Annotated in this window: 18 protein-coding genes; 10 read left to right on the top strand and 8 right to left on the bottom strand. The window is 62.0% G+C overall.

Going from position 1 to position 24099, the window contains the following annotated elements:
- Positions 1-128 precede the first annotated feature (128 nt).
- The 8 genes from Q0367_RS00830 to aceB all read left to right on the top strand — a co-directional run bounded on the left by Q0367_RS00830 (position 129) and on the right by aceB (position 10918).
- Positions 129-1931 (top strand): DUF294 nucleotidyltransferase-like domain-containing protein, encoded by a 1803-nt coding sequence (locus Q0367_RS00830; protein WP_297639627.1) that lies wholly within the window; start codon positions 129-131, stop codon positions 1929-1931.
- A gap of 33 nt (positions 1932-1964) precedes the next feature.
- Entirely contained in the window at positions 1965-2360 is a 396-nt protein-coding gene (locus Q0367_RS00825; protein ID WP_297639625.1) for a hypothetical protein, read from the top strand.
- A gap of 123 nt (positions 2361-2483) precedes the next feature.
- The gene (locus Q0367_RS00820; protein WP_297639622.1) at positions 2484-2678 is read left to right on the top strand and encodes a hypothetical protein; all 195 of its coding nucleotides are present in this window, start codon (positions 2484-2486) and stop codon (positions 2676-2678) included.
- Positions 2679-2684: 6 nt separating this feature from the next.
- Positions 2685-5450 carry a sodium:solute symporter family transporter gene (locus Q0367_RS00815; protein WP_298980644.1) on the top strand — a complete coding sequence of 922 codons (2766 nt, stop codon included), beginning with the start codon at positions 2685-2687 and terminating at the stop codon, positions 5448-5450.
- Positions 5451-5466: 16 nt separating this feature from the next.
- Positions 5467-5880, top strand: coding sequence for a response regulator transcription factor (locus Q0367_RS00810; protein WP_298980643.1), 414 nt, complete (start codon positions 5467-5469; stop codon positions 5878-5880).
- Positions 5861-7993: an exonuclease domain-containing protein gene (locus Q0367_RS00805; RefSeq protein WP_298980641.1), complete on the top strand. Its 2133-nt coding sequence runs from the start codon at positions 5861-5863 to the stop codon at positions 7991-7993. The genes Q0367_RS00810 and Q0367_RS00805 overlap by 20 nt, the downstream gene beginning before the upstream one ends.
- 66 nt (positions 7994-8059) lie before the next feature.
- On the top strand, positions 8060-9214 hold the full coding sequence (locus Q0367_RS00800) for a response regulator (protein WP_297639611.1): 1155 nt from the start codon (positions 8060-8062) through the stop codon (positions 9212-9214).
- Between the two features lie 120 nt (positions 9215-9334).
- The gene (gene aceB, locus Q0367_RS00795) at positions 9335-10918 is read left to right on the top strand and encodes a malate synthase A (RefSeq protein ID WP_297639608.1); all 1584 of its coding nucleotides are present in this window, start codon (positions 9335-9337) and stop codon (positions 10916-10918) included.
- 406 nt (positions 10919-11324) lie between these two features.
- On the opposite strand, the gene Q0367_RS00790 is transcribed toward aceB, so the two are convergent.
- The 4 genes from Q0367_RS00790 to Q0367_RS00775 form a co-directional block, all read right to left on the bottom strand.
- Positions 11325-13262: a phospholipase D-like domain-containing protein gene (locus Q0367_RS00790; RefSeq protein ID WP_298980639.1), complete on the bottom strand. Its 1938-nt coding sequence runs from the start codon at positions 13260-13262 to the stop codon at positions 11325-11327.
- A gap of 194 nt (positions 13263-13456) precedes the next feature.
- A complete protein-coding gene (locus Q0367_RS00785; protein ID WP_298980637.1) occupies positions 13457-15322 on the bottom strand; it encodes a S1C family serine protease in 1866 nt (621 codons plus the stop codon).
- Positions 15323-15333: 11 nt separating this feature from the next.
- Positions 15334-16020 (bottom strand): hypothetical protein, encoded by a 687-nt coding sequence (locus tag Q0367_RS00780; RefSeq protein WP_298980636.1) that lies wholly within the window; start codon positions 16018-16020, stop codon positions 15334-15336.
- A gap of 4 nt (positions 16021-16024) precedes the next feature.
- Positions 16025-16960: a PrsW family intramembrane metalloprotease gene (locus Q0367_RS00775; protein ID WP_297639597.1), complete on the bottom strand. Its 936-nt coding sequence runs from the start codon at positions 16958-16960 to the stop codon at positions 16025-16027.
- Positions 16961-17103: 143 nt separating this feature from the next.
- Here Q0367_RS00775 and Q0367_RS00770 point away from each other — a divergent pair, with 143 nt between their 5' ends.
- The gene (locus Q0367_RS00770) at positions 17104-18288 is read left to right on the top strand and encodes a ribonuclease D (protein ID WP_298980635.1); all 1185 of its coding nucleotides are present in this window, start codon (positions 17104-17106) and stop codon (positions 18286-18288) included.
- Positions 18289-18312: 24 nt separating this feature from the next.
- On the opposite strand, the gene Q0367_RS00765 is transcribed toward Q0367_RS00770, so the two are convergent.
- The 4 genes from Q0367_RS00765 to lepA form a co-directional block, all read right to left on the bottom strand.
- A complete protein-coding gene (locus Q0367_RS00765) occupies positions 18313-18807 on the bottom strand; it encodes a saccharopine dehydrogenase family protein (protein WP_298980634.1) in 495 nt (164 codons plus the stop codon).
- Positions 18713-19198, bottom strand: coding sequence for a saccharopine dehydrogenase NADP-binding domain-containing protein (locus tag Q0367_RS00760; protein WP_298980633.1), 486 nt, complete (start codon positions 19196-19198; stop codon positions 18713-18715). Before Q0367_RS00760 ends, Q0367_RS00765 begins: the two co-directional genes overlap by 95 nt.
- A gap of 820 nt (positions 19199-20018) precedes the next feature.
- Positions 20019-20903 carry an rRNA adenine dimethyltransferase family protein gene (locus Q0367_RS00755; RefSeq protein ID WP_298980632.1) on the bottom strand — a complete coding sequence of 295 codons (885 nt, stop codon included), beginning with the start codon at positions 20901-20903 and terminating at the stop codon, positions 20019-20021.
- Between the two features lie 85 nt (positions 20904-20988).
- Positions 20989-22788, bottom strand: coding sequence for a translation elongation factor 4 (gene lepA / locus Q0367_RS00750; protein ID WP_298980631.1), 1800 nt, complete (start codon positions 22786-22788; stop codon positions 20989-20991).
- Positions 22789-23030: 242 nt separating this feature from the next.
- Here lepA and Q0367_RS00745 point away from each other — a divergent pair, with 242 nt between their 5' ends.
- Positions 23031-24062: a LacI family DNA-binding transcriptional regulator gene (locus Q0367_RS00745; protein WP_298980630.1), complete on the top strand. Its 1032-nt coding sequence runs from the start codon at positions 23031-23033 to the stop codon at positions 24060-24062.
- The last annotated feature ends 37 nt before the right edge of the window (positions 24063-24099 follow it).

Genomic DNA, 24099 nt, shown 5'->3' with positions numbered 1-24099 from the left:
AGCTCGATTTTCGTGTACCCTTGAACGCGAGCAAGCTGTTGGCGAATGAGGGTGGCGAACGAGGGTGAAAACTTTAGCACGAGGGGGTCTGATCCGCCCCCTCGCGCTGCATGTACAGGACTGGATAGATGGAAGCTCTGGCCTTCATCGAACAGATTCCCCCTTTTGACCAGTTGCCGCCTGAAGACCTGGAGATGGTTCGGCAGGCGATGCAACGCGTCGAATATGAGGCGGGCGCTCTCATTCTGAAGCAGGGCGGCGCGCCGAGCGCTTATCTGAACATCGTGCGCAGCGGCTCGGTCGAGCTGCGCGCCAACGGCCGCGTCCGCCATGTCTTGGAAGCGGGCGAGATGTTTGGCTTCCCTTCGATGCTCAGCCAGGAGCCGCCCTTGACCGACGCCGTCGCCGCAGAGCCGTGCGTCATCTACCGCATCCCGGAGTCGCTGTTCCGAATCTTGCTGGAGCGTCCTCCCTTTGCGCAATATTTTCTGCGCGGGTTGAGCGAGCGGCTGCGCAGCGCCGCCGCAGCCGAGCAGTCGTTGAACGCGCAGGGGTTAGGCATGCCTTCAAAATATCTCGTCGTGCATGAGCCGATCTTTGTAGCGCCGGACGCCACCGTGCAGGAAGCGGCGAGGGTGATGGCGAAAGCCAACGTCGGCTCGGTGCTGGTCGCCGACGAGCCGCCCGGCATCCTCACCGACCGCGACCTGCGCAATCGCGTGCTGGCGGCGGGGCGCGGCCCGGAGACGCCGGTGCGCGAGGTGATGAGTCGGCCATTGATTGCAATCGACCCCGACACGCCCGTGCACGGCGCCATGATGCGCATGTTGGAGGAGCGCATTCACCATCTGGCGTTGGTGGAGGAGGGGAAAATCGTCGGGTTGATCTCCTCGACCGACTTGCTGCGCTTTCAATCGCAAAATCCGATTTTTCTGCAGCGCCAGTTGAACGCGCTGCACGACCCAAAGGAGCTGGCGCGTTACAGCAGCGAGGTCAACAGCGTCGTGGAGACGCTCTATCGCGGCGGGTTGGCTGCTCCCCAGATCGGGCGGATCGTCTCGACGCTCAACGACACGCTGATCGCCCGCCTGCTGCAGCAGGGCGAGGCTGCACTCGGCGCGGCGCCGACGCCCTACGCCTGGATCGTCTTCGGCTCCGAAGGGCGGTGCGAGCAGATGGTGCTGACCGACCAGGACAACGCCCTGGTCTACGCCGAACCTTCGGAGGCCGCCGACGCCTATTTTCATGCGCTGGCGGAGTTCGTCGTGCAGCGGCTGATTCAGGCGGGCTTTCCGCCCTGCCCCGGCGGCTACATGGCGACGAACTGGTGCAAGCCGCTGGACGAATGGCTGGCGCTCTTCTCCGACTGGATCGACCGTCCGGAGCCGCAAGCGTTGGTGGAGGCGGGCATCTTCTTCGACTTTCGGCCGGTTTATGGCGAGCTTTCGCTCGAGCCGCTGGAGCAGCGCATGATGTCGGCGCAGCGCAACGGCATCTTTCTAGCCTATCTGGCGCAGGCGGCCAACGCCTTTGCCCCGCCGCTTGGCTTTCTCAACCGCCTGCGCAGCGAAGGCGGCTACATCGACCTGAAGAAAGGCGGCGTGGCGCCGGTGGTGGGCATGGCGCGCGCGCTGGCGCTGGCCGCCGGCTCGCGCGAACGCTCGACGATGGAGCGGCTGACCGCAGCCGTGCAAGGTGGGACGCTCAGCGGCGAGGGCGCCGACAATCTGAGCGGCGCATTTCAGTTCTTTTTACATATTCGCCTGCGCGCCCAGCTCGACGCCATCCGCGCCGGCCAGAAGCCGGACAATCGCATCCGGCTCAAGGACCTGACCTCGCGCGAACAGCGGCTGTTGAAGGACGCCTTCGTCATGGTGCGCGAGATGCAGGAGGCCGTCGCCGATCAATTGCGTGGAGGCGGTCTACGGTAGAATTCGATCTTGAGGCGGCGTCAGAGAACTTCCATGAACTTGAATCGGATCCATCGAATCTTTTTTGGCGGCGTGATTGGGCTGCTGGCCGGTTTCAGTTTTCACATGGCCGTGCTCCCCTTTGTGGCGGAGCATTTTTTGCCCGCAATGCTCGACGCGCTTTACACGGCCATGAGGCCGGCCATCCTTTGGGTGGTCGGCGTGTGGACGGTCGCAGGCGCGCTGGCGGCTTGGTGGGGAGGCGCCCGACGGGGAAGCCTGATCTTTGGAGCAGGGGGGCTGCTGGCCGGCGTCCTTTTGGGCGGGATGATGGCGTGGGGCGCGCAGTCATGGAGCGTATTGCTGGCCTCGGCGGCGGCGGGTTGGCTCTACGGCTGGGGAGCCGGGCTGCTGGTCGGCGCCGGCTTCGGCCCCGCCGCCGAAGGGTGATTTGCATGAATCGAGGAGGCGCAGCGATGAGCGGCGCTTACGGGGCGTCAGAAGGATTGTGAATTCCCGGCAAACTTTCTGGAAGAGGATGGACAGAGGAAACGGTTTCCTGGGAGGGGCGAAATGCGCAGCGGTGCGCGTGAATCCTGGTTGGTTGTCTTATTTGTGGTCGGCTGCCTGCTGTTTAGCTATCCGCTGATGGAGTTGTTCAATGACGCCGCGCTGCTGTTTGGCGCGCCGGTCAGCGTGCTCTATCTGTTCAGCGCATGGCTGGGCGTGATCGGCGCCGTCTGGTTGATTCACGAGCGACGCAGATAGGCGACGATGTTTGGCGGCCTGATTCTCCTTGTCTCTTTGCTCTATCTGGGGCTTTTGTTCGCCATCGCTTATTACGGCGACCGGCGGGCGGATCGCGGCCGCAGCATCATCAACAATCCTTATGTGTACGCGCTCTCAATGGGCGTCTATTGCACGGCGTGGACCTATTACGGCAGCGTCGGGCGCGCCTCCAGCAGCGGCCTGGGTTTCCTGCCCATTTACATCGGCCCCACCCTGATCGCGGTGCTGTGGTGGTTTGTGTTGCGCAAAATGGTGCGCATCAGCCGCATGAACCGCATCACCACCATCGCCGACTTCATCGCCTCGCGCTACGGCAAGAGCAGCACGCTGGGCGGCCTGGTGACGGTGATCGCCGTCGTCGGCGTCATCCCGTACATTTCGTTGCAACTGAACGCCGTCTCCGCCAGCTTCACGTTGCTGTGGGGCTATCCGGAGCTTCGCTTCGATCCCTCCGACCGTTTCACCATCAGCGGGCTCGACACCGCCCTATGGGTGACGTTCGGCATGGCAGCCTTCGCCATTCTCTTCGGCACCCGCCATCTCGACGTGACGGAGCACCACGAAGGATTGGTGGCGGCCATCGCCTTCGAGTCGATCGTCAAGCTGCTTGCCTTTCTGGCGGTCGGCTTTTTTGTCACCTTTGCGCTCTTCAACGGCCCCGTCGATCTGTTCACGCAAGCTATGGCCGATCCCGACGCGGCGAGGCTGGCGACGTTCGGCGCAGAGACGATCGATTACAATCAGTGGGCGTGGTTGACCTTTCTTTCAATGCTGGCCATTCTTTTCTTGCCCCGCCAGTTCCAAATGGCGGTGCTTGAGAACATGGATGAAAATCACATCCGCAAGGCGAGCTGGCTCTTTCCTCTTTATCTGCTTGTCATCAACCTCTTCGTCTTCCCGATTGCGCTGGCCGGCCTGATCGTCTTCCGCCATCAGCCCATGGACGCCGATCTCTTCGTGCTCGGCCTCCCGATGGCCGCCGGCAATGAGCTGCTGGCGCTCTTTGTCTTCATCGGCGGCCTCTCGGCGGCGACCAGCATGGTGATTGTGGACACGGTGGCGTTGAGCACGATGGTCTCCAACGATCTGATGATGCCGCTGCTGCTGAAATTGCGCATCGTGCGCCCCTCGGAGCGCGGGGACTACGGCGGGACGTTGCTGTCGATCCGTCGCATCGCCATCGTCGTGATCATGGTGCTCGGCTACGTCTATTTCCGCGTGACCGACACCGCCGCCTCGCTCGTTTCGATCGGGTTGATCTCTTTCGCCGCTGTAGCGCAGTTTGCGCCGGCGTTTCTAGGCGGAATTTACTGGAAGGGCGGCACGCGGCTCGGCGCGCTCAGCGGCCTGGTCGCAGGTTTCCTGGTGTGGGGATACACGTTGCCGCTGGCCGCCACGCACAGCTTCGGCGGCGCGCCCGACGATTTTCTGCTCTATGGGCCGTGGGGAATCTCCTGGCTGCGACCGCACAATCTCTTCAATCTGACGGGGCTGGACCCTGTTTCGCATTCGCTCTTTTGGAGCCTGCTCGCCAACATCGGCGCCTACGTGATCGTCTCATTGCTCACCCGTCCCAGCGTGATCGAGCAAGGGCAGGCCTCTCGCTTCGTCAACGTCTTCGATTACTCCGCCGAGAGCGAAGCTATCTTTTTGTGGCGCGGCACGGCGACCGTGCAGGCGCTGCGTTCGCTGTTGGAGCGCTTTCTAGGGCAAGCGCGCACGGAGCGAGAGCTGAACGATTACGCCCGTCGTCACAGCCTGGATTGGACGCAGATGCACCAGGCGGACGCCGAGCTGGTGCAATTCGCCGAACGCCTGCTCGCCGGGGTGATGGGCGCAGCGTCGGCGCGCGTCGCCATCGCCTCGGTTGTGCAGGAGGAGCGGCTGTCGATGGACGAGGTGCTCAAACTGTTGGACGAGACGTCGCAGGTGCGCGCCTACAGCCGACAACTGGAAAATCGCACGCGTCAGCTGGAGGAGAAGAGCCGCGAGCTGGAGGCCGCCACCGCCGAGCTGCGCGCCGCCAACGAACGCCTGCAGGAGTTGGACCGGCTCAAGGATGACTTCATTTCCACCGTCACCCACGAGCTGCGCACGCCGCTGACTTCGATTCGCGCCTTTTCGGAGATTCTCTATGACAACCCGACGCTCGACGAGGAGCGCCGCACCCAGTTCGTCGGCATCATTCTCAAGGAGAGCGAGCGCCTCTCTCGCCTGATCAATCAGGTGCTTGACCTGGCCAAACTGGAGGCGGGCGCAGCGGAATGGAACACCACGGAGGTCGATCTCCACGCCCTCATCACCGAGGCGGTGCGGGCGTCGAGCGGCATGGCCGAGGAAAAAGGCGTGCGCATCCTCACCCGCATCGACGCAGGCCCACCACTCTTCGTTTGGGTGGATCAGGATCGGCTGATGCAGGTGATGCTCAACCTGCTCTCCAATGCCATCAAATTTTCGCCCGAAGGCAGAGGAGAAGTCTGCATCTCGACGGAGCGCAGGGACGACTGGCTGATCGTTCACGTCGCCGACAACGGCGTCGGCATCCGCCCAGAAGACCAGAAGGTGATTTTCGATAAATTCCGTCAAGGCGGCGACCGCCGGATGGGCAAGCCCCAAGGCACGGGGTTGGGCCTTCCCATCAGCGCGCAGATCATCGCCCATTTTGGCGGCAAGCTCTGGGTCGAGAGCGAACCCGGAAAGGGAGCGACGTTTTCGTTTACATTGCCGTTGTCCCCTTCCGATCATCGATAGCGTGGAGAGGAAAAGCATGTCCGCAAAAGTGTTGATTGTAGACGATGAAGCCAATATCGTGATTTCGCTAGAGTTTCTCATGCAACAGGCCGGCTACGAGGTCGCCGTGGCGCGCAACGGCGAGGAGGCGCTCGAACAGATCGCCGATTTCCGCCCCGACCTCATTCTGCTGGATGTCATGTTGCCCGGTCTCAACGGTTTTGACGTTCTTCAGCGCGTTCGGCAGCACGCCGGCGCGCATGAATTGCCTGTCATCATGTTGACTGCGAAGGGGCGTGAGGTGGAAGTGACCAAGGGGATGGCGCTCGGCGCCAACGCTTACATCACCAAGCCGTTTTCCACGCGCAACCTGCTCGACGAAGTGCGCCGACAGCTAGAGGCCTCTCGTCAGACGGAAATCGACAAAAAACATGAAACGTTCACAGATTAGCAAGCTGGTCGGCGTCGTCGCCCTGACTGCGCTGGCAACAGGGCTGGGAGCAGGCTGGCTGCTGGCGCAGGCGGCGCAACAGAACGGCGCACTTTGGTGGCTTGGCGTCGCCGTCGTCCTGGCGGCGCTGATCATCGCCGCAGCGACAGTGCAGCGCTTCGTGCGCGCCTTCGTATGGGACGTGCGTCGGCTGATCGACGCCGGACGTCTGATGCTCACCGTGCACCCGGAACATCGGGTGCAGCCCGGCGGCCCCCCCGATATCCAAGAGATGGCGGCGTTGCTCAATCAATTTGCGGAGCGCCTCGATCAGCTGCAGAAAGAACGCGTCGAAGCTGCCCGACAGGCGCGCGCCGACGTCGAACAGGAGCGGGCCATGCTGGCGACGCTGCTGGCCGAGCTGACGGAAGGCGTGCTGGTTTGCAACCTGGATGGACAAATCCTATTGTATAATCGCAGCGCGCGGCGCTTGCTGGATGGAAGCCCAGGCGACGCTGCGCAGCCTTTCGTGGGGTTAGGACGTTCGGTCTTCGGCGTCATCGACCGCAACGCCATCGTCCACGCGCTGGAACAGGTGCACTCCCTGCTCCAGCGTCGCAACCCGGATGAACAGACCGTGATGACCAGCTTTGTCACAGCCGCAGCCAACGGTCGTCTGTTGCGCACCCGGCTGGCGCCCCTCTTGGAGGCCGATGGGAGCCTGCGCGGCTACATTTTGACCTTGCAGGACGTCGGCGAGGGGATCGAGCGCAGCCTGCGTCGCGACGCGCTTCTGCAGACGCTGACCGAGCGGCAGCGCGCCTCGCTCGGCGCCATCCGCGCCGCAATCGAGGCGATGGAGAGCTATCCCGACATGACGCCTGCGCAACGTCAGCGTTTCCAACAGGTGATCCTGGACGAGGCCCAGCAATTGAGCGAGCAGATCGACGAGGTTCTGCGCGGCCATGCCAGCGACCTGCGCGCGCAGTGGATGCTCGAAGAGATCGCCGCCCCAGATCTGCTGTGGGCCGTGCAGCGTCGCCTTGCGGAGCGCCTGGGCGTCGAGGTCCTCCCCGGCGCAGTGGATGACGCCCTGCGCCTCAAAACCGACAACTACACGCTGATGCAGGGGCTCTCCCATCTGGCGCATACGCTTTCGCAAGATTTTGGCGTGCGCTCTTTGACGCTTTCTTTGCAGGGCGTGGAAAGTTTCGCCGCCATCGACATCGAATGGCCGTGCCGCGGCGTCGCCATGGAGCGATGGCAGCGCTGGAAGGAGGGAGCGTTCGTCGCCGACGACCGGGACGGCGTCGTTACGCTGCGCGAGGTCGCCGAACGTCATGGCGGCGAAGTTTGGTTTCAGGTGCGCCCCTCGGGTGAAAGCGCCTACTTTCGCCTGCTCTTGCCGCGCGCCGCCGACGCAGGGCCTGCTGCATCGGCCCCTGCAAAGCCCTTCATGGCTCCAGCCGTCGAAAGCCGACCGGAGTACTACGATTTCGACCTCTTCCATCAACCAGGCCAGCATCCTGAGCTCGATCGGCGGCCATTGCGCTCGCTCACCTACACCGTGCTCGACGCCGAAACCACCGGCCTGACGCCGGGCCTGGACGAAATTGTCTCGATCGGCGCGCTGCGCATCGTCAACGGACGCCTTCTGCGCCAGGAAGTCTTCGAGCAACTTGTCGATCCCCGACGGCCGATTCCGGCCACCGCTACGGCCATCCATGGCATCACGGATGCGATGGTCAAAGGCCAGCCCACCATCGAGGTCGTATTGCCCCGCTTGCACAAATTTGTCGAAGACACCGTGCTGGTGGGGCATAACCTGGCCTTCGACCTGCGCATGTTCAAAGAAAAAGAAGCCGAAAGCGGAGTTTGCTTTGTCAACCCGGTTCTGGATACACTGTTGTTATCCGCTGTCATCCATCCCGAAGAGGAGCGTCATGGCCTGGAAGACATCGCCAGACGGCTGGGAGTGCAGGTGCTGGGCCGACATACGGCGCTTGGCGACGCCATTCTGGCCGGAGAAATTTTCCTGCGCATGATCCCGTTGTTGGAGGAGCGGGGAATTTACACGCTTCAACAGGCAAGGACGGCGGCCGAACAGACGTACTTTGCGCGCCTGGAGTATTGAACCAAAAACATCGTCCTGGGGCGCAATTCGACAGCGCGCACACCATTAGAGCGGAGAATGGGAAGCATGCCGGCAAAGATTCTTCTCGCAGATGACGATCCGATGTTGCAGAAGCTGATCGCCAACACCCTCAAGCTGGAGCATCATGAAGTCATTGTCGCCGTCAACGGTCAGGAGGCGCTCGATCTGATCCGTTCAGAGAAGCCTGACCTGGTGATCCTGGACATCATGATGCCGGTGATCAACGGCTTTGATGTGTGCACGGAATTGCGCAGGCATCCCGAAACGGAAACGCTGCCGGTCATCATGCTCAGCGGCCTCGGACAGGTGCAGGAAAAGATCATAGGGCTGCGCGCCGGCGCCGATGAGTATCTCACCAAGCCGATCGACCCGCGCGAGCTGTTGACGCGCGTCGAAATGTTGCTGGAGCGCCATCGCATCCTGCGCCAAAGCGCGGTCGGCAAAACCGGGCGCGTGCTCAGCGTGCTGGGCGCCAAGGGCGGCGTCGGCGTCACCACGCTGGCGGTCAACCTTGCCGCTCGCCTTGCGCAAGAAAAGAAAAACGTCATTCTGCTGGAATTCCGTCCGGATTTTGGCACGGTCGCCGTGCATTTCAATCTGAAACCGACTGCGTCGCTGGCTGCACTGCGCACGCTGGAGCCGACGGCGATTACAGAGCAAATGGTGAATCGGCTGCTGGTGAAGACGGAGACAGGCGTGCGCGTGTTGTGCGGGCCGCAGTCGGCGGGCGAATTTGGCCCCTTTGCGCCTGGCCTCGGCGGCGCGCTGCTGGGACGGTTGGTGACGATGTGCGATTATGTGATCGTCGATTTGCCGCCACTGCTCGACGAGGCTGCGGAGCTGGTTCTCAAAAGCAGCGAACAGGTGTTTCTTGTGATTGAGCCGGAGCTGACGAGCGTCGTCGCCGCCGCGCATCGCCTCGAACAGCTCGCCGCCCTGAGCAACACGTTGACCACGCGCGTCATCGCCGTCAATCGACAGGGCGTCATGTTGCTCTCGCTGCGCGAGATCGAAAACCGGTTGGGCGTCGTCCTCCTCGATGTGCTTCCCTCCGCCGCCGACGCCATGAGCGTCGCAGTGCAGTTCGGCGTTCCGCTGACGCTGTCTCAGAGCAAACATGTTTACTCAGAACACGTCACTGAATTGGTCAAACAGCTAGAACAGAGCAAAGCTTCTGCGCTTCGTAGCCGCTCTCTGTGACCCATGCTCAATTACACACGCTCTGAATTGAGACAAAACATCGGACGAATAAACTACATGCGCCATATCGTAAGTTCGCCCAGAGACGATGACCCGTTGCATAACAGACAGGAGTGAGCCATGACCCAGACGACGCCAGCCGGCGTGCACATCGTCGGCGCAATGTTTCCAGCAGTCACCGAGGTGCTGACTCCGGAGGCGCTCGAATTTGTCGCTGCGCTGCATCGCCGGTTCAACCCCCGGCGCCTCGAGCTGCTTGCGGCGCGCAAGGAGCGCCAGAAACGCTTCGACGCAGGGGAGATGCCCGGGTTTCTGCCGGAGACTGCGCCGATCCGCACCGCTGCGTGGCGGGTGGCCCCGGCCCCAGAGGACCTCAACGACCGCCGCGTTGAAATCACCGGCCCCAGCGAACGCAAGATGATGATCAACGCCCTCAATTCCGGCGCCAAAGTTTTCATGGCCGACTTCGAGGACGCGCTCTCGCCGACGTGGAGCAATGTGATCCACGGCCAGATCAACTGCAGCGACGCCATTCGCCGCACCATCTCGTTCGAGAGCCCGGACGGCAAACGGTACGCGCTGAACGCTGAAATGGCGACGCTGGTCGTGCGCCCGCGCGGCTGGCATCTGGTGGAAAAGCATGTCCACGTCGACGGCGAGCCGATCTCGGCCAGCCTCTTCGATTTCGGCCTCTATATGTTCCGCAACGCCAAAGAGCTGTTGAACCGGGGCAGCGGCCCCTATTTCTATTTGCCCAAGCTGGAGAGCCATCTCGAGGCGCGGCTATGGAACGACGTCTTCAATGCGGCGCAGGATGCGCTTGGAATTCCGCGCGGCTCGATCCGCGCCACCGTGCTGATCGAAACCATCCTGGCCGCGCTGGAGATGGAGGAGATTCTCTATGAAATCCGCGAACACGGCGCCGGCCTCAACGCCGGCCGGTGGGACTATATCTTCAGCGTGATCAAGAAGTTCGCCAAAAACGAGCGCCTGATCCTGCCCGACCGCGCGCAGGTGACGATGACCGTTCCCTTCATGCGCGCCTACACCGAGCTGCTGATTCGCACCTGCCACAAGCATGACGCCCACGCCATCGGCGGCATGGCGGCCTTCATCCCCAACCGCCGCGATCCGGTGGTGACCGAAAATGCACTCAAGAAGGTGCGCGAGGACAAGCTGCGCGAGTTCGGCGACGGCTGCGACGGCACCTGGGTGGCGCATCCCGACCTGGTGCCGACTGTGATGGAAGTAGCCAACAGCTATTTGGGAGACAAGCCGCACCAGAAAGACCGCCTGCGCGAGGATGTGCACGTCACAGACCAGGAGCTCACCAACATTGCGGTGCCGGGCGGTTCAATTACGGAGGAAGGGCTGCGCCTCAACGTCAGCGTCGCCTTGCAATATCTGAACGCCTGGCTGCAAGGCAACGGCGCGGCGGCGATCAACAACCTGATGGAGGACGCCGCCACCGCCGAGATCTCCCGCTCGCAGATCTGGCAGTGGATTCATCACGGCGCAACGCTGGCGGACGGGCGACCGGTGACGCGGGAATTGTACGCCCAAATGCGCGATGAAGAGCTGGCGAAGCTGGGGGGAATCGCTGCAGGCCGTTACAAGGACGCCGTTGAGATTCTGGATACGCTCTGTCTAAGTGAAGAGTTTATCGAGTTTTTAACCTTGATCGCCTACGACTATCTGGACTGACTTTTTTTCCAGGTCCGTTGGGGCGTTCGCCGCCGCCTTCCAGGAGGCTCGATGGAGTTTAGCAAATGATTCCGGCAATCCGGAGGCGCCGTTTGCATTGCGTTTTGCCGGTCTCCCCCCAACCTTGTGATTGCCGAGGGTGGGCGGCTGCGAGCCGCCCCTACGATGCGCCCTCCTCCCCCTCTCCCAGCATTGGGAGAGGGGCCAGGGGGTGAGGGCCTCCTCCCCGTTCCGATGCCAGGCGCTGCTCGTCGCCGCGCCCCCCGCTTCACCCAAAACCCTGTGATTTGCCGAGACGCCGCAGCTCCGAGCCACAGCCCCCATTGCCAGATGATTTTGGTAAAAATCAGGAGCTTCCTGAAAGAGAGCAGCCTCCTCTGAAGGTCGAAAGAGCGACGCGCAATCTCTATTCCTCTGCATCGCTGCGTCCCCAGTCCCGTTCAAAGACGCTGTACAGTCGAGCGTAAATTTCAGGGTGTTCGACCATCAAGACAACCTCGCGGTTCAGTTTGTGGCTCGTCTCTCCGCCGTTCAAGCTGCCGACCGCCGACCACCACTCTCCGCCTGTGCGCACGAGAACGAGCTTGGCGTGAATGCCGCCAGCGGTCGGGTTGCCGACCCGTGCATCGAGATCGAGGCCTTCGGCCTCTGCAATGGCGCGCACGTAGGCGACGGTCGCCCGGTTGTTGCGCAGCCCATCCGGATCATCGAAAAAACTGTCAAGGAGCAGTCGCACGCGTGCGCCGCGACGCGCGGCGCCGATCGCCGCTTCAAGGCGAGGGTTGGGATCGGCGATCGGGTTGCTGGAGGATTCGCCGAAGAATTTGTGTTCATACATCTGGACAAAGACGATTTCATCGCCGACGCCGGCGCGGTGAAGCAACGCCTGGACGCCGGCGTCGGGGCGCAGGGCGTTTTCCGGCGCGCTGACGACGAGAAAAGGCATGAGACCGGACACCTGGAGCGGATCGCCAAAGGGCGCCTCTGAGACGGGAAAGAGCGGAGCTGGAGGAGGCGCAAAATCCGACGGCGGCGCGCCGTATTTCGGGTGCGAGGCTTCATAGGGGCGTAGATCGGCGAAAGTCGTCGGTCGCCAGTCCAGGTCAAAGAGCGTGCGCAGCGCTGCGACGACGCCGGTTGCATCGGTGAAGAGATAGAAGCCGCGACGACCGCCGACCGGCGCTTCCGTCGGCTCCGGCATGGCGTTCAGCGTCAAATTTTCGGTGCCGACGAACGCTCTGCGCTCATCGGCGATCCCATATTTGGCGTGCAGATAGCGATAACGACGCTTGTAGCCTCTCGGCGCATCGTCGGCGACCGCCATGTAGTAGACCTCGCCGCCGGCCTCGGCGATCTGGCGGACGCACCATTTTTGCAGGTTGGTGACGCCCCCCGGCGGCGCGCCGTCGAGCATGATGCGCACACGCACGCCGCGCTGTGCGGCCGCCGCCAAGGCGACGGCAAGCGAGGGATGCTCCAGCGTATAGAGGCTGAGGTCGAGCGAACGGGTGGCCGACTCCAGAAAGCGCAACATGGGCGCATACAGCCCCTCCGGCCCGACGGCGACTTCCCAGGAGGCGTTTTCTGCGCCGCGCCACGGCCACAGTCCGTCCTCGCGGCTCCAGCCGCCCCAACCCGGCTGATGCACGCGTCTTCCCCAGGCCAGATCCGCCAGATCGCTCGCCCAATCCGAGGCAACGTCGTTGTCGATCGGCAGTCCGCTCAGCGGGTCCGCCTTGCGACGCCACACCTGCCCGCCGGCGGTGGCAAGCCCACGCGTGTAAAGCTGCACTGGCGGGCCGAGCCATCCGTCCGCTGCCTGCGTGGAGGCTCCATACAGCATGGCGTCAACCACGCGTCGCCGCTCATCGAGGAGTGCAAGCACGCCGCCGTTGTTGTTGAGCGTCAGCCCTGCGCTCAACAGCTCCGCCTCGTTGTCTGCGGAGCTCCAGGCGCATCTTGCTTCCTCGCCGAAAGAGAGACGAAAGCTGTTCGTATTGGCCGTGCACCAGAGGCGTTCGCCCGCCCGGAGCAGCAGCGCGCTCGTCGAGGCAAACGAAGCTTCCCGACCTCCTGCACGCAGCGACCATCCCGCCAACGGCTGTGCGCTTCCGCCGACGTTCCACAGCAAGATCGCCTCATCCGGCTCGTAGCTGACGGCGCTGTCAATGTAAGCGGCTGCGATCAGCACTTTGGCAGGCGGCGGACCCATCACCGCCGGCAGGTAAAGGGTGGCGCCGTCCGGCGGCGGAGCGGTCTGCGCCAGCGCAACGGAAGCGCTGAGGCCCACCACCAGCAGGCTGAGCAGGCGCAGGCGTCTCAAGAGATGAACAAGTGTAGGCATTATGCGCATCCTGGAATCGATCGGAGAGGTTGAAACTGTTGCAAAGACAGCATACGCCGAGGACGGCGTCGGCGAGATCGGTCGTTTGTCGAGTTGTTTGCGCGGCAAGGGTGCGAAGCGCCATTTGCACCCGATAGAAGGGGGTTGCGCAGTCGAACGTGGCGCCAGACAGAGCAGATCGAGCAAAGAGGCGGCTAACGCCGCAATGCGACGTCCAGTTGATAAGGGTCGCTTGCGTCCTCCGGGAAAGTATAGCCGTCGACGATCAGCGGCTGATAGTCCTCATGCACCACGACCAGCGCATGGCTCGCACCCGGCGTCACTCGGGCGTTCAGTTGATAGGCGCCTCTGCGCCCGCTGGTTCCGGTGGCGTGGATCAACCCGGCGTCGAAATCGCTGTCGATCCACTCCTGTGCGCGGACGCCAGGCTTGAGCAACACGACCAGCGCGCCGACCACCGGCAGTCGGCTGTTGTTGATGTCGCGCACGACGCCGACAACGCTGACGGTCCGACCGCTGCGCTCCGGAGTGCGAGCGGCGATCGTGAAGTCCCCGTGCTGCGCCAGCCGCTCGCCGATGTAAAGCTCCAGCGAATAGCGACCCACAGGCAATCCATCCGGATGCGTCAGGCTCACCCAGGTTTTGCGCACGTCGCTTGCGCTCCAGACGTCCTTTTCAGACAATACTTCGTCTCCCTCGTAGAGCCAGCGCGTGCGCCAGAGCGCGCCTTTGCGCATGTTTCCGACCGAGAAGATGGCGTACACGGTCTTGACGTCAACGAAAGAGTCGCCGGGCTGGATCGGCTCCAGGTCGTCGGTGACGCCGGCGGCGAAGGTGATGGCTCCAAACGAGGCGTCGGCTGCGCCGGTCGAGCGCGCGCCGACCGTAACCGAGGCTGCATGCAGCAAAACGCCATCAAGCCGCATCTCCACAGTGTACACGCCATCGGGCAGCCCCTCGGTGCTGTACAGGTGCAGCCAACTTGTTCCACTGGCGCCTTCCTGCCAGGCGAAGGCGTCGGAGTAGACGGTTTCGCCGTCCAGCTTCCAGACATAGGAGAAGCGCTGTCCGTTGCGAAAGCCGTTGAACTCGAAGCTCACATAAATGTCGGTGGAGCCGCTGGGAAAGACCGTGAGCGGCTGCGTCACCTTGCTCTGCCGGTTGACCGCGGCCCCGAACTCGACGGCGGCGATGGTGGCTTCTCGGCTGCTGGACAGCGCAGCGCCCGGCGATCTGGCGCCTGATCGACCGCCCTGCCCCAGGACGGCGTTGTCATAAAAACGCAACGCAATGGAGGCGGGGCGCACCAGGCTGATCTTGCCGGCGACGTCGGCGCGCGAATAGCCGGAGGTGGGCACGCCGATGAAGTTGCCCGCGCTGTCGATGGCCAGACCGCCGGAGTTGCCCGGATTGACTTCGGCGTCGGTCTTGATCCACTCGAATTCGCCGTCGTTGTCCTCGTCTAAAAAGCCGGAGACGACGCCTTCGGTGTAAGTGACGGTGACGCCGCCCAGCCCTGGGTATCCGATCACGGCCAGACGGTCGCCGGGCAACAGGTCGTCGCTGTCCCCGCGCGGCACGGTCGTCAATCCGAGGTTGGCGGGCAACCCTGCGTTGTCATCATCGAGGTGGCCGACGATTTGCAGGAGGGCCAAATCGTATCTGACGTCATAGTCCACCATGCGCGCTTTGTAGCGCAAGACCGGCGCGCTGCGAATGTCTTCAGTAATGACGCCGATGGCGGCGGTTCCTTCGCGGTTCACCCACGCGCCGGTCTCCGGGTCGGCCATCACATGGAAGTTGGTCAGGATATAGCCCTTGTCGGGGTCGAGGACTGTGCCGCTGCCGGTGCGATCGATCTCGCCGGCGTCGTTCGGCGTCAGGACGAGCACGGTGGCGCGCAGGGCGCGGCGCAACGCTTCTCGCTCGACGCCCAGCGCCGCCTCGGCTGAAAAAACTGCGCCCGCCAGGCACAACGCTGCGGCCAACAGCAGCAAGCTTCGCAACGTTGGATCGATCCGGAACTTGTGCGCCGATTGAACGTGAGGCGACTGCATCATCCATCTCCTCCTCAGGGGCGGGCGGCGCCCTCAAAGCCTCCGGCTGCATCGGGCGCGCTCGCAGTGCGGTCTGGCGTTCGCAGGCGGATGCTATTCCTCACCACTGCGAAGGAGCGGGCGGCGGATTCCCAGTGCGCTGCGTCAGCGCGCAACGAGATCACATACACCCATCCGTCGTGGACGAACTGAATGTCCTGCGCCTCCACCACCACCGGCAGGTCGATTGCGCCGAGCTCGCGCATAGGGTCGGCGACGAATCCATACGTGGTGACGATGGCCGGCGCGCCGTCGATCGCCTGCATGGCGACGGATTCCAGCTCGCGGTAAGCCGTCAACTCGGAGGCAAGCTGCAGGCTGCGCTCGAAGCGCGCCCGTTCCAACGTCTCCCCCTCGCGCAGCGGGCGGCTGCTGACCTCGACGCGCGTGTCGTAGGCGCTCGGGCTGGCGAGATGGAGTGCGGTGAAGCCAACCTCGCTTTGTTCGCGCAGCACCCAGCGCTCGGGATAGGCGATGCGCAGCCTGCCGTCGTTGAGCGTTGCGTATTGCGCAGCGTTGTAAACCTGATTGCGCACCCCCAGCGCAAGGATGAACGCAAACAGCACGGTCGCCGCCACGGCGAGGTCGTTGCGCACGAACTCCCCCGGCGAAGGGGGCGCGTTGGTGGGGCTGGGTTTGATCAGGCGATCGATCCAGAGCATGCGACTATTCTCCTCGGTCCGACGCTGTTTCTACAGGTTTTGGCTCCCAGCGGTCGCCGGTGGCTGCAAGTTGCGCCACGCGCGCCGTCTCCTCGTCGGCGCGACGCACCAGCCAGCTCACCGCGCCCATCACCAACAACGTAAGCAAAAGCCCCAAGAGTAGCTGTCGCCAGAACTCGGCGCGCAGGCCGGTCGAACCCGTCTGTTCGACCAGAAAAAAATAGAGGCCAAGCAACGCAGCCGAGAGGACGACGCCCGCCGGCAGATAGAAGAGCGGCGTCTTTTCAAAGCGCGCCTGGCCGATGAAGTAACCGAGCACGCCGGCGATGCTGCCGTAGCCCAACGCGTTGACCACGATGCGAATGGAGCCGACGTCCAAGTCAACCCCGCCATGCTGGAAGACATAGACAAAATTATGAACCGTTGCGACGCCCAACCCGGCTGCTACAGCGTAGATGATCCCGTCAAGACGTTCATCAAATTCTGGATTGCCGAAGACCACGATGCGCACGGCGGCGTAGACGATGGCCATGCTCGCCATGCCGGTCACCAGGACGCCTCCCACCAGATGCGACCACCCGTAGGCGCGCAGCCAGCTTTCTACTGCAAAAACGACGCCGAAAAGCGGCTGATAGAGGGCGGCCATCAGCAGCAGTCCCATCAGATAGACGCCCAGCACCAGCCGTTTCGGCTCCGGCTCTGCGCGGTCGATCCGATAGAAGACCGCCAGCCACAGCAAAGCAGGGACCACGGCCATGACCAGGCTCAGCAGCAGCAAGCCGGTTTCATCCAGCGCAGGGCCGATTGCAGAGAACAGATGAAAGATCGCCACAAAGAGGAACAGCCCCAGCAGTTCAAACGAGATGGAGCGGAGAAAGCCGCGCTGCGTCGTTGCGCCACTTTCAGGCGGGCCACCTTCATGAAAAGGATGAAGTTGCACAGGGTCTCTCCTTGCGTCAATGCGCTGCTTGCGGAATGGATAGCAGAATCACAACCTCTGTTTGACAGGCTTCAGGACGCGCAGTAAGATGACTTGCGCTCTGTCTCAGCAGAGCGCAGGGTCTTGAAGGATTTTACGCTCGAATGTCAGATAATTCAAAGCCAATTCAACCGCTCATCTATACTGCAAACTCGCTGCGTCGCCTGGTCGAGCACCTGCGCAGCCAACCGCGCTTTGCGCTCGATACGGAAAGCAACAGCCTCTACAGCTATCAGGGCAAGGTCTGCCTGATTCAGATTTCGACGTATGCAACGAGCCATGAAGAAATCCTCGATTTTCTGGTCGATCCCTTGCGGTTAAGCGATCTTTCGCCGCTGGGCGAGCTGTTCGCCGATCCTTCGATCGAAGTCGTGATGCATGCAGCCGACAACGACATCTTGATGCTGTATCGCAGCTATGGGTTCAGGTTCGGCCGCGTCTTCGACACGCAGCTGGCGGCGCGCATTTTAGGGTGGAAGCAGGTCGGGCTGGCCGCAATCTTGGAAAAACATTTCGGCATCGTCAGCAATAAGCGCATGCAGCGCACCGACTGGGGGAAACGTCCGCTGACGCCGGAACAGATCGCCTACGCCCAGATGGACACCCACTATCTGTTGCCCTTGCGCGACCGGCTGGCGGAGGAGCTTCAACGCAGAGGACGGTGGGAGGAGGCGTTGGACGCCTTTGCGTCGCTGACGGACAGCGATCCGGCTGCGCGCATGCGCGATGAACGCTCGTTTTGGCAGATGCGCGCTGTGCGCGACGTCCCTCCAGAGCATCTGGGCGTGCTCGAAGCGCTGTGGCGCTGGCGCGAGCAGAAGGCGCGCGCGCTCGATCGTCCGCCTTTTAAGATCGTCAACGACGCCGCGCTGGTGGAACTGGCCAAATTGCAGCCTCTCACCCTCGATGCGCTGGCGGAAACGTCGAGGCTTTCGGCCTTGCAGGTCAAGCGCTTTGGCGAGGAGATGCTCCAGGCCATCCGCGCCGGTCAACAACAGCCGACGCCGACGCCCCCTGACGAGGAAGACCGGCCTGAACCGATGCTTGACAAGGCTGTGCAGGCGCGCTATGACGCCTTGCGTCGCTGGCGCACCGAACTGGCCCAGCAGCGCGGCGTCGACGCCGACGTTGTGCTTCCCAACAGTGCGCTTTTGGCCATTGCGACGCACAACCCTGCCACGCTGGACGCACTGGCGGCGCTTCCGGAGCTGACCGCCTGGAAGGCGGCCAACTACGGCCCTCAGCTCCTCGCCGTGCTTGCCGACGCTGCGCCCCAACCCACCTCCTAGGCGCGCTCTCCGACTTTTCCTGCTTCAGACCAACCGCATCGTCTCCTCAACAGTCTCCGTGAACGCGACGCCTGCGCCGGCAAGTTCCTGGACGAGTCGATGGAATCGCTCGCCGGTGAGCAACTTTTCGGGCGTGATCCATCCCTTGGCTGCGCCGAAATCTCCACCGGCCGCCATGCGCGCGACGATGGCGCCGGTGAACGCCGTGACGCGCGCCATCGAGGTGAAGCCCAGCGTTTCGTCGTAGCGATCCACCATGTCGATGCGCCGTCGATGGGGGAAGCCATCTTTGACGCCGCTCACCTCAACGCGAAAGATGGTCAGGTCGCGATCGTGTTCGCGCATCTTGACGTAGGGATAGAGCACGGCGTCGACCACGGCCTTGGGCGCCACCTCCACGCCGTCCACATCGATCGGCTGCTGGCTAAGCAGCCCGAGATCGCGCAACACCGTCGCCTTGGCGGCGAAGCCAGGCCAGCGGATCGTCTTCTGTGTGCCCAGCCTGATATTTTTGAACACCTCTAGCTCGAGCAGCCACGGCATAAAGCCTTGATGCCACGCTTCGACCTCGCGGCAGCTCCTCTTGCGGCGGCCAGGAAAGGTCCACCCATGGCGTGCGCGCGGCCACTGCGGCGCGCACGCCCAGCGGGATCACTGCGCCTGGCAAGGCAGCCACGACTGCATCATGCCGGGCGATCAGGTTGGCGGCGGCGTGCAGGTCGGCCAGATCGATGACCACGGTCTCCAGTTGTGCGGGGTTGAGCAGGAGCGACGTCAACCTGGCGCGGGCCGCGTCCAGTTGCGCCGGGTCTTTGTCCGCCAGCGTCACCTGCGTCACGCGCGGATCGGCGAGGGCATTGTAGGCTGCAGCCGGCCCCATCAGGCCGCTTCCAAGCACAAGTATCTGCATCGAACACCTCGTTCCCAGAGAATGGATGATTTTTTGAGATTGACAGGAGATTCATTCCTGTGTAGGATAACCTCCAATTCGACGCAGAATCAAATCAATCGCCCGCCAACGTCTTTCTAGGACGTCTTTAATTTTATCGAGGGCGAAGCCTGACGTTCAGCGCTGACCTCTAGGGCGGTTTCTTAGAAGCTCCAAAGCTTCCTGGAAGATTTCAGCAAACATTCCACATGAACCTGGGTTCAAAATAGATCCAGCGCAAGGGCGCAAAGCAGGAGAGCGCTTTGCGAGCCCGGCGGGATTTTCATCATTGCCGACGCTGTCAAGAGAAGACGTCTACTATTGGGTATTGGGGAGACTACACTGACACAATCCAGGAGGGATTTGAGATTCGGGAGGGATTCTATGATGTCGCCGTATGAAGGAGAACGCATCTTCGAGGCCGAGATGGTGCGACTCCACTTGTGCGATCGCAACCTCTATGCATGCGTCGAAGAGTCCTCTGAAACCCCTCGTTCGGCGTTTTCGCTTCGCGAATGGCTGAAGGAGCGCCTCGTTTCTTGGGTTATTGGAAGGAAAGCGCAGCCTTCGCCCGCTGCGGACGAGCTTTAGCCAACGCATCGAGCTTTAGCCAACGCATCGGTTGTCAGGACGCGACCTAAGCCCTGGCGCTCGGGTGACCTTCACCCAGATGCTCTGGCATCTGCACAGCTTCGGCTTCCGACAGCGGGGGCTGTGCGTGATCGGTGCGTCACGTCGGAGGCGATGACTTACGGGAGCAGACGCAACGCCTACGAAATTGCCGGATTCATTTTTCATTTCATCAGAGCGGCGCCTGTTGACACAACGCCTCCCATTCCTTCAAAGAAAGTGTTTCTGCGCGGCGCGTCGGATTGACGCCCGCCTCCTCTAACCAGGTCTGCGCCTCCTTTTTGTCGAGGCGCAGACCTGCAGCCAGCGTGTTGACCAGCTGTTTGCGTTTCTGACTGAAGCCGGCGCGCACCACGCGAAAGAAGCGATCCGGCGCGACGGCAACCGCCGGCCGGCTGCGCACGCGCAACTGCAGAACGGCGCTGTCCACCTTGGGCTTCGGTGAAAAGGCTCTCGCCGGCACGCGCTGCACAATGCGCGGCTCTGCATAGTATTGCACACTCACCGCCAGCAGCGACATCTCCCCTGGACCGGCGCAGATGCGCTGTGCGACCTCCCACTGCACCATCAGCACGGCAAGCGAAGGCGGCCGCTCCGCTTCGAGCAGATGGCGCAGCGCTGCGCTCGTGATGTAGTAGGGCAGATTGGCCACCACCTTGTAGGAGAATGGAATGGGGCGCGGATAGGATGGAGAAGGCGCTTCTTCCGGTTGAAAGCCTTCAGCGGCGTCGGATTCCGAACCTTCCGTCCTGACCAGGCACGCGGCGGCGACAAGTCGGTCCGGCGCGTGCTCCAAGATATCGCCGTGCACAATATGCACATGAGGTTGTCCTGCGAAGCGTTGACGCAGCGGTTCGATCAGGCGATCATCCAGCTCGACGGCGACGAGGCACCCCACGCGCGAGGCCAACGCCTCCGTCAAAACGCCTCTGCCAGGGCCGATCTCCAGCACGTTGTCCGTTGGCGTAAGCTCCGCCGCCTCCAGGATCGGCGCCAGATAGCGGCGGTCGGTCAGGAAGTTCTGCCCCAACGACTTCCTGGCGGGCGCTTCATGCATCAGTCTTTCCCTGCAGAACGTCGATCAAGGAGCAAGCAAAGTGCCCAAAGAAGAGGAGAATCTGACACTCTCGCAGTCGGCCTCGCTATTCCTCTTCAAGGCTGAGCACCGACATGAAGGCTTCCTGGGGAATCTCGACCGAGCCGACCATCTTCATGCGTTTTTTGCCCGCCTTCTGCTTTTCCAACAGCTTGCGCTTGCGCGTGACGTCGCCGCCGTAACATTTGGCGAGCACGTCCTTGCGCAACGCCTTGACGTTGGCGCGGCTGATAATTTTATTGCCGATGGCGGCCTGAATGGGCACCTCGAACATCTGCCGCGGGATGATCTCCTTCATCTTGCTGACCAGCCGCTGGCCCTTGTGATAGGCCTGATCGCGATGCACGATGATGCTGAGCGCGTCCACGGGCTGGTGGTTGACCAGAATGTCGAGCTTGACCATGTCAGACGGGCGATACTGGTCGAGCGTGTAATCCATGCTGGCGTAGCCTTTGGTGCGCGCTTTCAGCTCGTTGTAGAAATCGACGATGATCTCCGATAGAGGAATCAGGCAGACGATCTCGACGCGTTTGCTGTCGAGCCAGTTCTGCGTTTTCAGCTCGCCGCGGCGTTTCGTCACCAGGTCCAGCACCGGGCCGATGTATTCGGCGGGAGTGAAGATGCGCAGCTCGCACCACGGCTCCTCGATATGCTCGATCTCGGTGGGATCGGGGAGCGCGGCCGGACTGTCGATAGCGATCACCTCGCCGTTCGTTTTGACCACGCGATACTCCACCGATGGCGCGGTGAAGATCACGTCCATGTCATACTCGCGTTCGAGCCGCTCCTGCACGATCTCCATGTGAAAGAGGCCCAGAAAGCCCAGTCGAAAGCCAAAGCCGAGCGCCTGACTTGTTTCCGGCTCATAGGTCAGCGCGGCGTCGTTGAGTTGAAGCTTTTCCAACGCGTCGCGCAGCTCGTTGTAGTCGTCCGGGTTGGTCGGATAGAGGCCGGCGAAGACCATGGGCTTGAGCGGGCGATAGCCGGGCAGTTTCTCCGTCGCCGGTCGCGCCGCCAACGTGATGGTGTCGCCGACGTCGAGGTCCTGCACGCTTTTCAGGCCGGTGGCGATGTACCCCACCTGACCGGCGTGCAGCTCGTTTACGGGCAGCATCTGCGGCACGAGCACGCCGATCTCCAGCGGCTCCATGGTTTTGCCGGTGTTCATCGCCAGCAGCTTCGGCAGCCCCGTGATCACGCCGTCCACCATGCGCACGTAGGCGATCACGCCCTTGTAGGAGTCGTAGTGGCAGTCGAAGACGAGCGCCCGCACCGGCGCGTCGAGGTCGCCCTTCGGCGGCGGCACTTCGGCAATCACGCGCTCCAGCACTTCTTCGACGTTGACGCCCGCCTTGGCGCTGATGCGCGGGATGTCCTCTGCGGGCACGCCGAGCAGGTCCTCGATCTCTTGCGCCACCTCGTCGGGCATGGCCGCCGGCAGGTCAATCTTGTTGATGACGGGCACGATCGTGAGGTTCTGCTCCAGCGCAGCGAAGAGATGCGCCATCGTTTGCGCCTGAATGCCCTGCGAGGCGTCGACGACGAGCACGGCGCCTTCGCAGGCTTGCAGCGCGCGATGCACCTCGTAGCTGAAATCGACGTGGCCGGGCGTGTCGATCAGGTTAATTTCGTACTCTTCGCCCCGATGTTTGTAGATCATGCGCACGGCGCTGGCCTTGATGGTGACGCCTTTTTCGCGCTCCAGCTCCATGGAGTCGAGGAGCTGCTCGCGCATCTCCCGCTCCGTCACCGTGTCGGTCATGCGGATGAGCTGATCGGCCAGCGTGCTCTTGCCGTGGTCGATGTGGGCGATGATGGAAAAGTTGCGAATGTGATCGAGATTCATACGGTGAATTATACCGCAGCGGGTGGTTTGAGAGTGCAAACGGAATAAGATGAGTTCAAAAAAGAACTCGTGAAGTGAATCGGTGACAAATTGGCATTGTACTCGAAAAATTCGACGAAATTGTCGAAATTTTAACAAAAAATCATCGAAAATTCGATTGACAAAGATAGAAATCAATGATATAGTGATGACCGTGAATTAACCTTCATCGATTTTTCCTGCAAAACAAGGCAATCAATTCCATGAGTGCATCCGAACGGACATCGCGAATCACAATTCGCGATGTGGCGGAGGAGGCAGGGGTTTCGATATCCACCGTTTCCCTTGCTTTCCAATCCCCTGAGAGAGTGGCTTCCGCTACGCGAGAGCGAATCGCTGAAGCAGCCGCCAGGTTGGGGTATGTTCCACGTTTGCGCGCCGGCAATGGCGCGCGTTCAAAGCTTTTTGCCTTAATCATGGAAGAGCTGTCGTTGTCGGCGTTTCCTGAGACCGTATATGGCGCCATTATTCGCACGCTTGAAGCGCAGGCGCGCCAACATGGTTTGGGGATGCTTCTCGCCACCGTGCAAAAGGGTGAATTGCCCCAGTCGGTCCGAGAGCAACAACCCCAGGGCGTGATTATTTTAGGGGGATGTCCGGAGAACGACGCCCTCGCGGAGAAATTAGTTGAAAGCAATATCCCCCTGGTTCTGGTTGACACTTACATTCCGGGTCTGCCTGTAAACTCTGTTGTTCCGGATAACGAGTGGGGTGGATATTGTGCATACAAACATCTCGTTGAGCTAGGACATCGGCGAATTGCCTTGATTGAAGGCCCGCACAAATATAGAACCCTGGTGGATCGTCGGTGGGGTGCGTTGCGGGCGGCGGAGGAGTTAGGCGTCCCGATCCCTCCGGAGTATCGGCAACCTTCAATATCGAGCGGCTATCCTCAAAAGGGATATCGAGAGATGAAGGAATTGTTGAAGCTGCCGGAACCCCCTACGGCGGTGTTTGCTGTAAGCGATCGAGCTGCGCTAGGCGCCCTGGAAGCAATCAAAGAAGCCGGCCTGCGGGTGCCTGAAGATATCGCGCTGATCGGCTTTGATGATCAAACGAACGCTGAGTTTGCTACGCCTCCCCTGACCTCAGTCCATTACCCGCGCGAGGAAATGGGGCTCATTGCGTTTGAAATGCTGATGGCGCAAATGGAAGGAGAGCCGGCAATCCCTGTGCGCTCGTTGATCCCCTGTGAGTTGGTTGTCCGGGCCTCCACGCAGGGGAACAAGAAATAGTCGGCGGATTTTCGGTGCGTTTTGTATTTCACTTCTC

It is taken from the genome of uncultured Caldilinea sp., from assembly GCF_937128415.1.
In the GTDB taxonomy this organism is placed as follows: domain Bacteria; phylum Chloroflexota; class Anaerolineae; order Caldilineales; family Caldilineaceae; genus Caldilinea.
This window is presented reverse-complemented; position numbering and strand designations above follow the sequence as displayed.

Bases quoted from the DNA above. Each gene is read 5' to 3' on its own strand.
- Q0367_RS00825 (WP_297639625.1), top strand. From the start codon at position 1,965: ATGAACTTGAATCGGATCCATCGAATCTTTTTTGGCGGCGTGATTGGG.
- Q0367_RS00810 (WP_298980643.1), top strand. From the start codon at position 5,467: ATGTCCGCAAAAGTGTTGATTGTAGACGATGAAGCCAATATCGTGATT.
- Q0367_RS00815 (WP_298980644.1), top strand. From the start codon at position 2,685: ATGTTTGGCGGCCTGATTCTCCTTGTCTCTTTGCTCTATCTGGGGCTT.
- Q0367_RS00760 (WP_298980633.1), bottom strand. From the start codon at position 19,198: ATGCAGATACTTGTGCTTGGAAGCGGCCTGATGGGGCCGGCTGCAGCC.
- lepA (WP_298980631.1), bottom strand. From the start codon at position 22,788: ATGAATCTCGATCACATTCGCAACTTTTCCATCATCGCCCACATCGAC.
- Q0367_RS00745 (WP_298980630.1), top strand. From the start codon at position 23,031: ATGAGTGCATCCGAACGGACATCGCGAATCACAATTCGCGATGTGGCG.
- Q0367_RS00770 (WP_298980635.1), top strand. From the start codon at position 17,104: ATGTCAGATAATTCAAAGCCAATTCAACCGCTCATCTATACTGCAAAC.
- Q0367_RS00805 (WP_298980641.1), top strand. From the start codon at position 5,861: ATGAAACGTTCACAGATTAGCAAGCTGGTCGGCGTCGTCGCCCTGACT.
- Q0367_RS00800 (WP_297639611.1), top strand. From the start codon at position 8,060: ATGCCGGCAAAGATTCTTCTCGCAGATGACGATCCGATGTTGCAGAAG.
- Q0367_RS00785 (WP_298980637.1), bottom strand. From the start codon at position 15,322: ATGATGCAGTCGCCTCACGTTCAATCGGCGCACAAGTTCCGGATCGAT.
- Q0367_RS00830 (WP_297639627.1), top strand. From the start codon at position 129: ATGGAAGCTCTGGCCTTCATCGAACAGATTCCCCCTTTTGACCAGTTG.
- Q0367_RS00820 (WP_297639622.1), top strand. From the start codon at position 2,484: ATGCGCAGCGGTGCGCGTGAATCCTGGTTGGTTGTCTTATTTGTGGTC.
- Q0367_RS00790 (WP_298980639.1), bottom strand. From the start codon at position 13,262: ATGCCTACACTTGTTCATCTCTTGAGACGCCTGCGCCTGCTCAGCCTG.
- Q0367_RS00780 (WP_298980636.1), bottom strand. From the start codon at position 16,020: ATGCTCTGGATCGATCGCCTGATCAAACCCAGCCCCACCAACGCGCCC.
- aceB (WP_297639608.1), top strand. From the start codon at position 9,335: ATGACCCAGACGACGCCAGCCGGCGTGCACATCGTCGGCGCAATGTTT.
- Q0367_RS00755 (WP_298980632.1), bottom strand. From the start codon at position 20,903: ATGCATGAAGCGCCCGCCAGGAAGTCGTTGGGGCAGAACTTCCTGACC.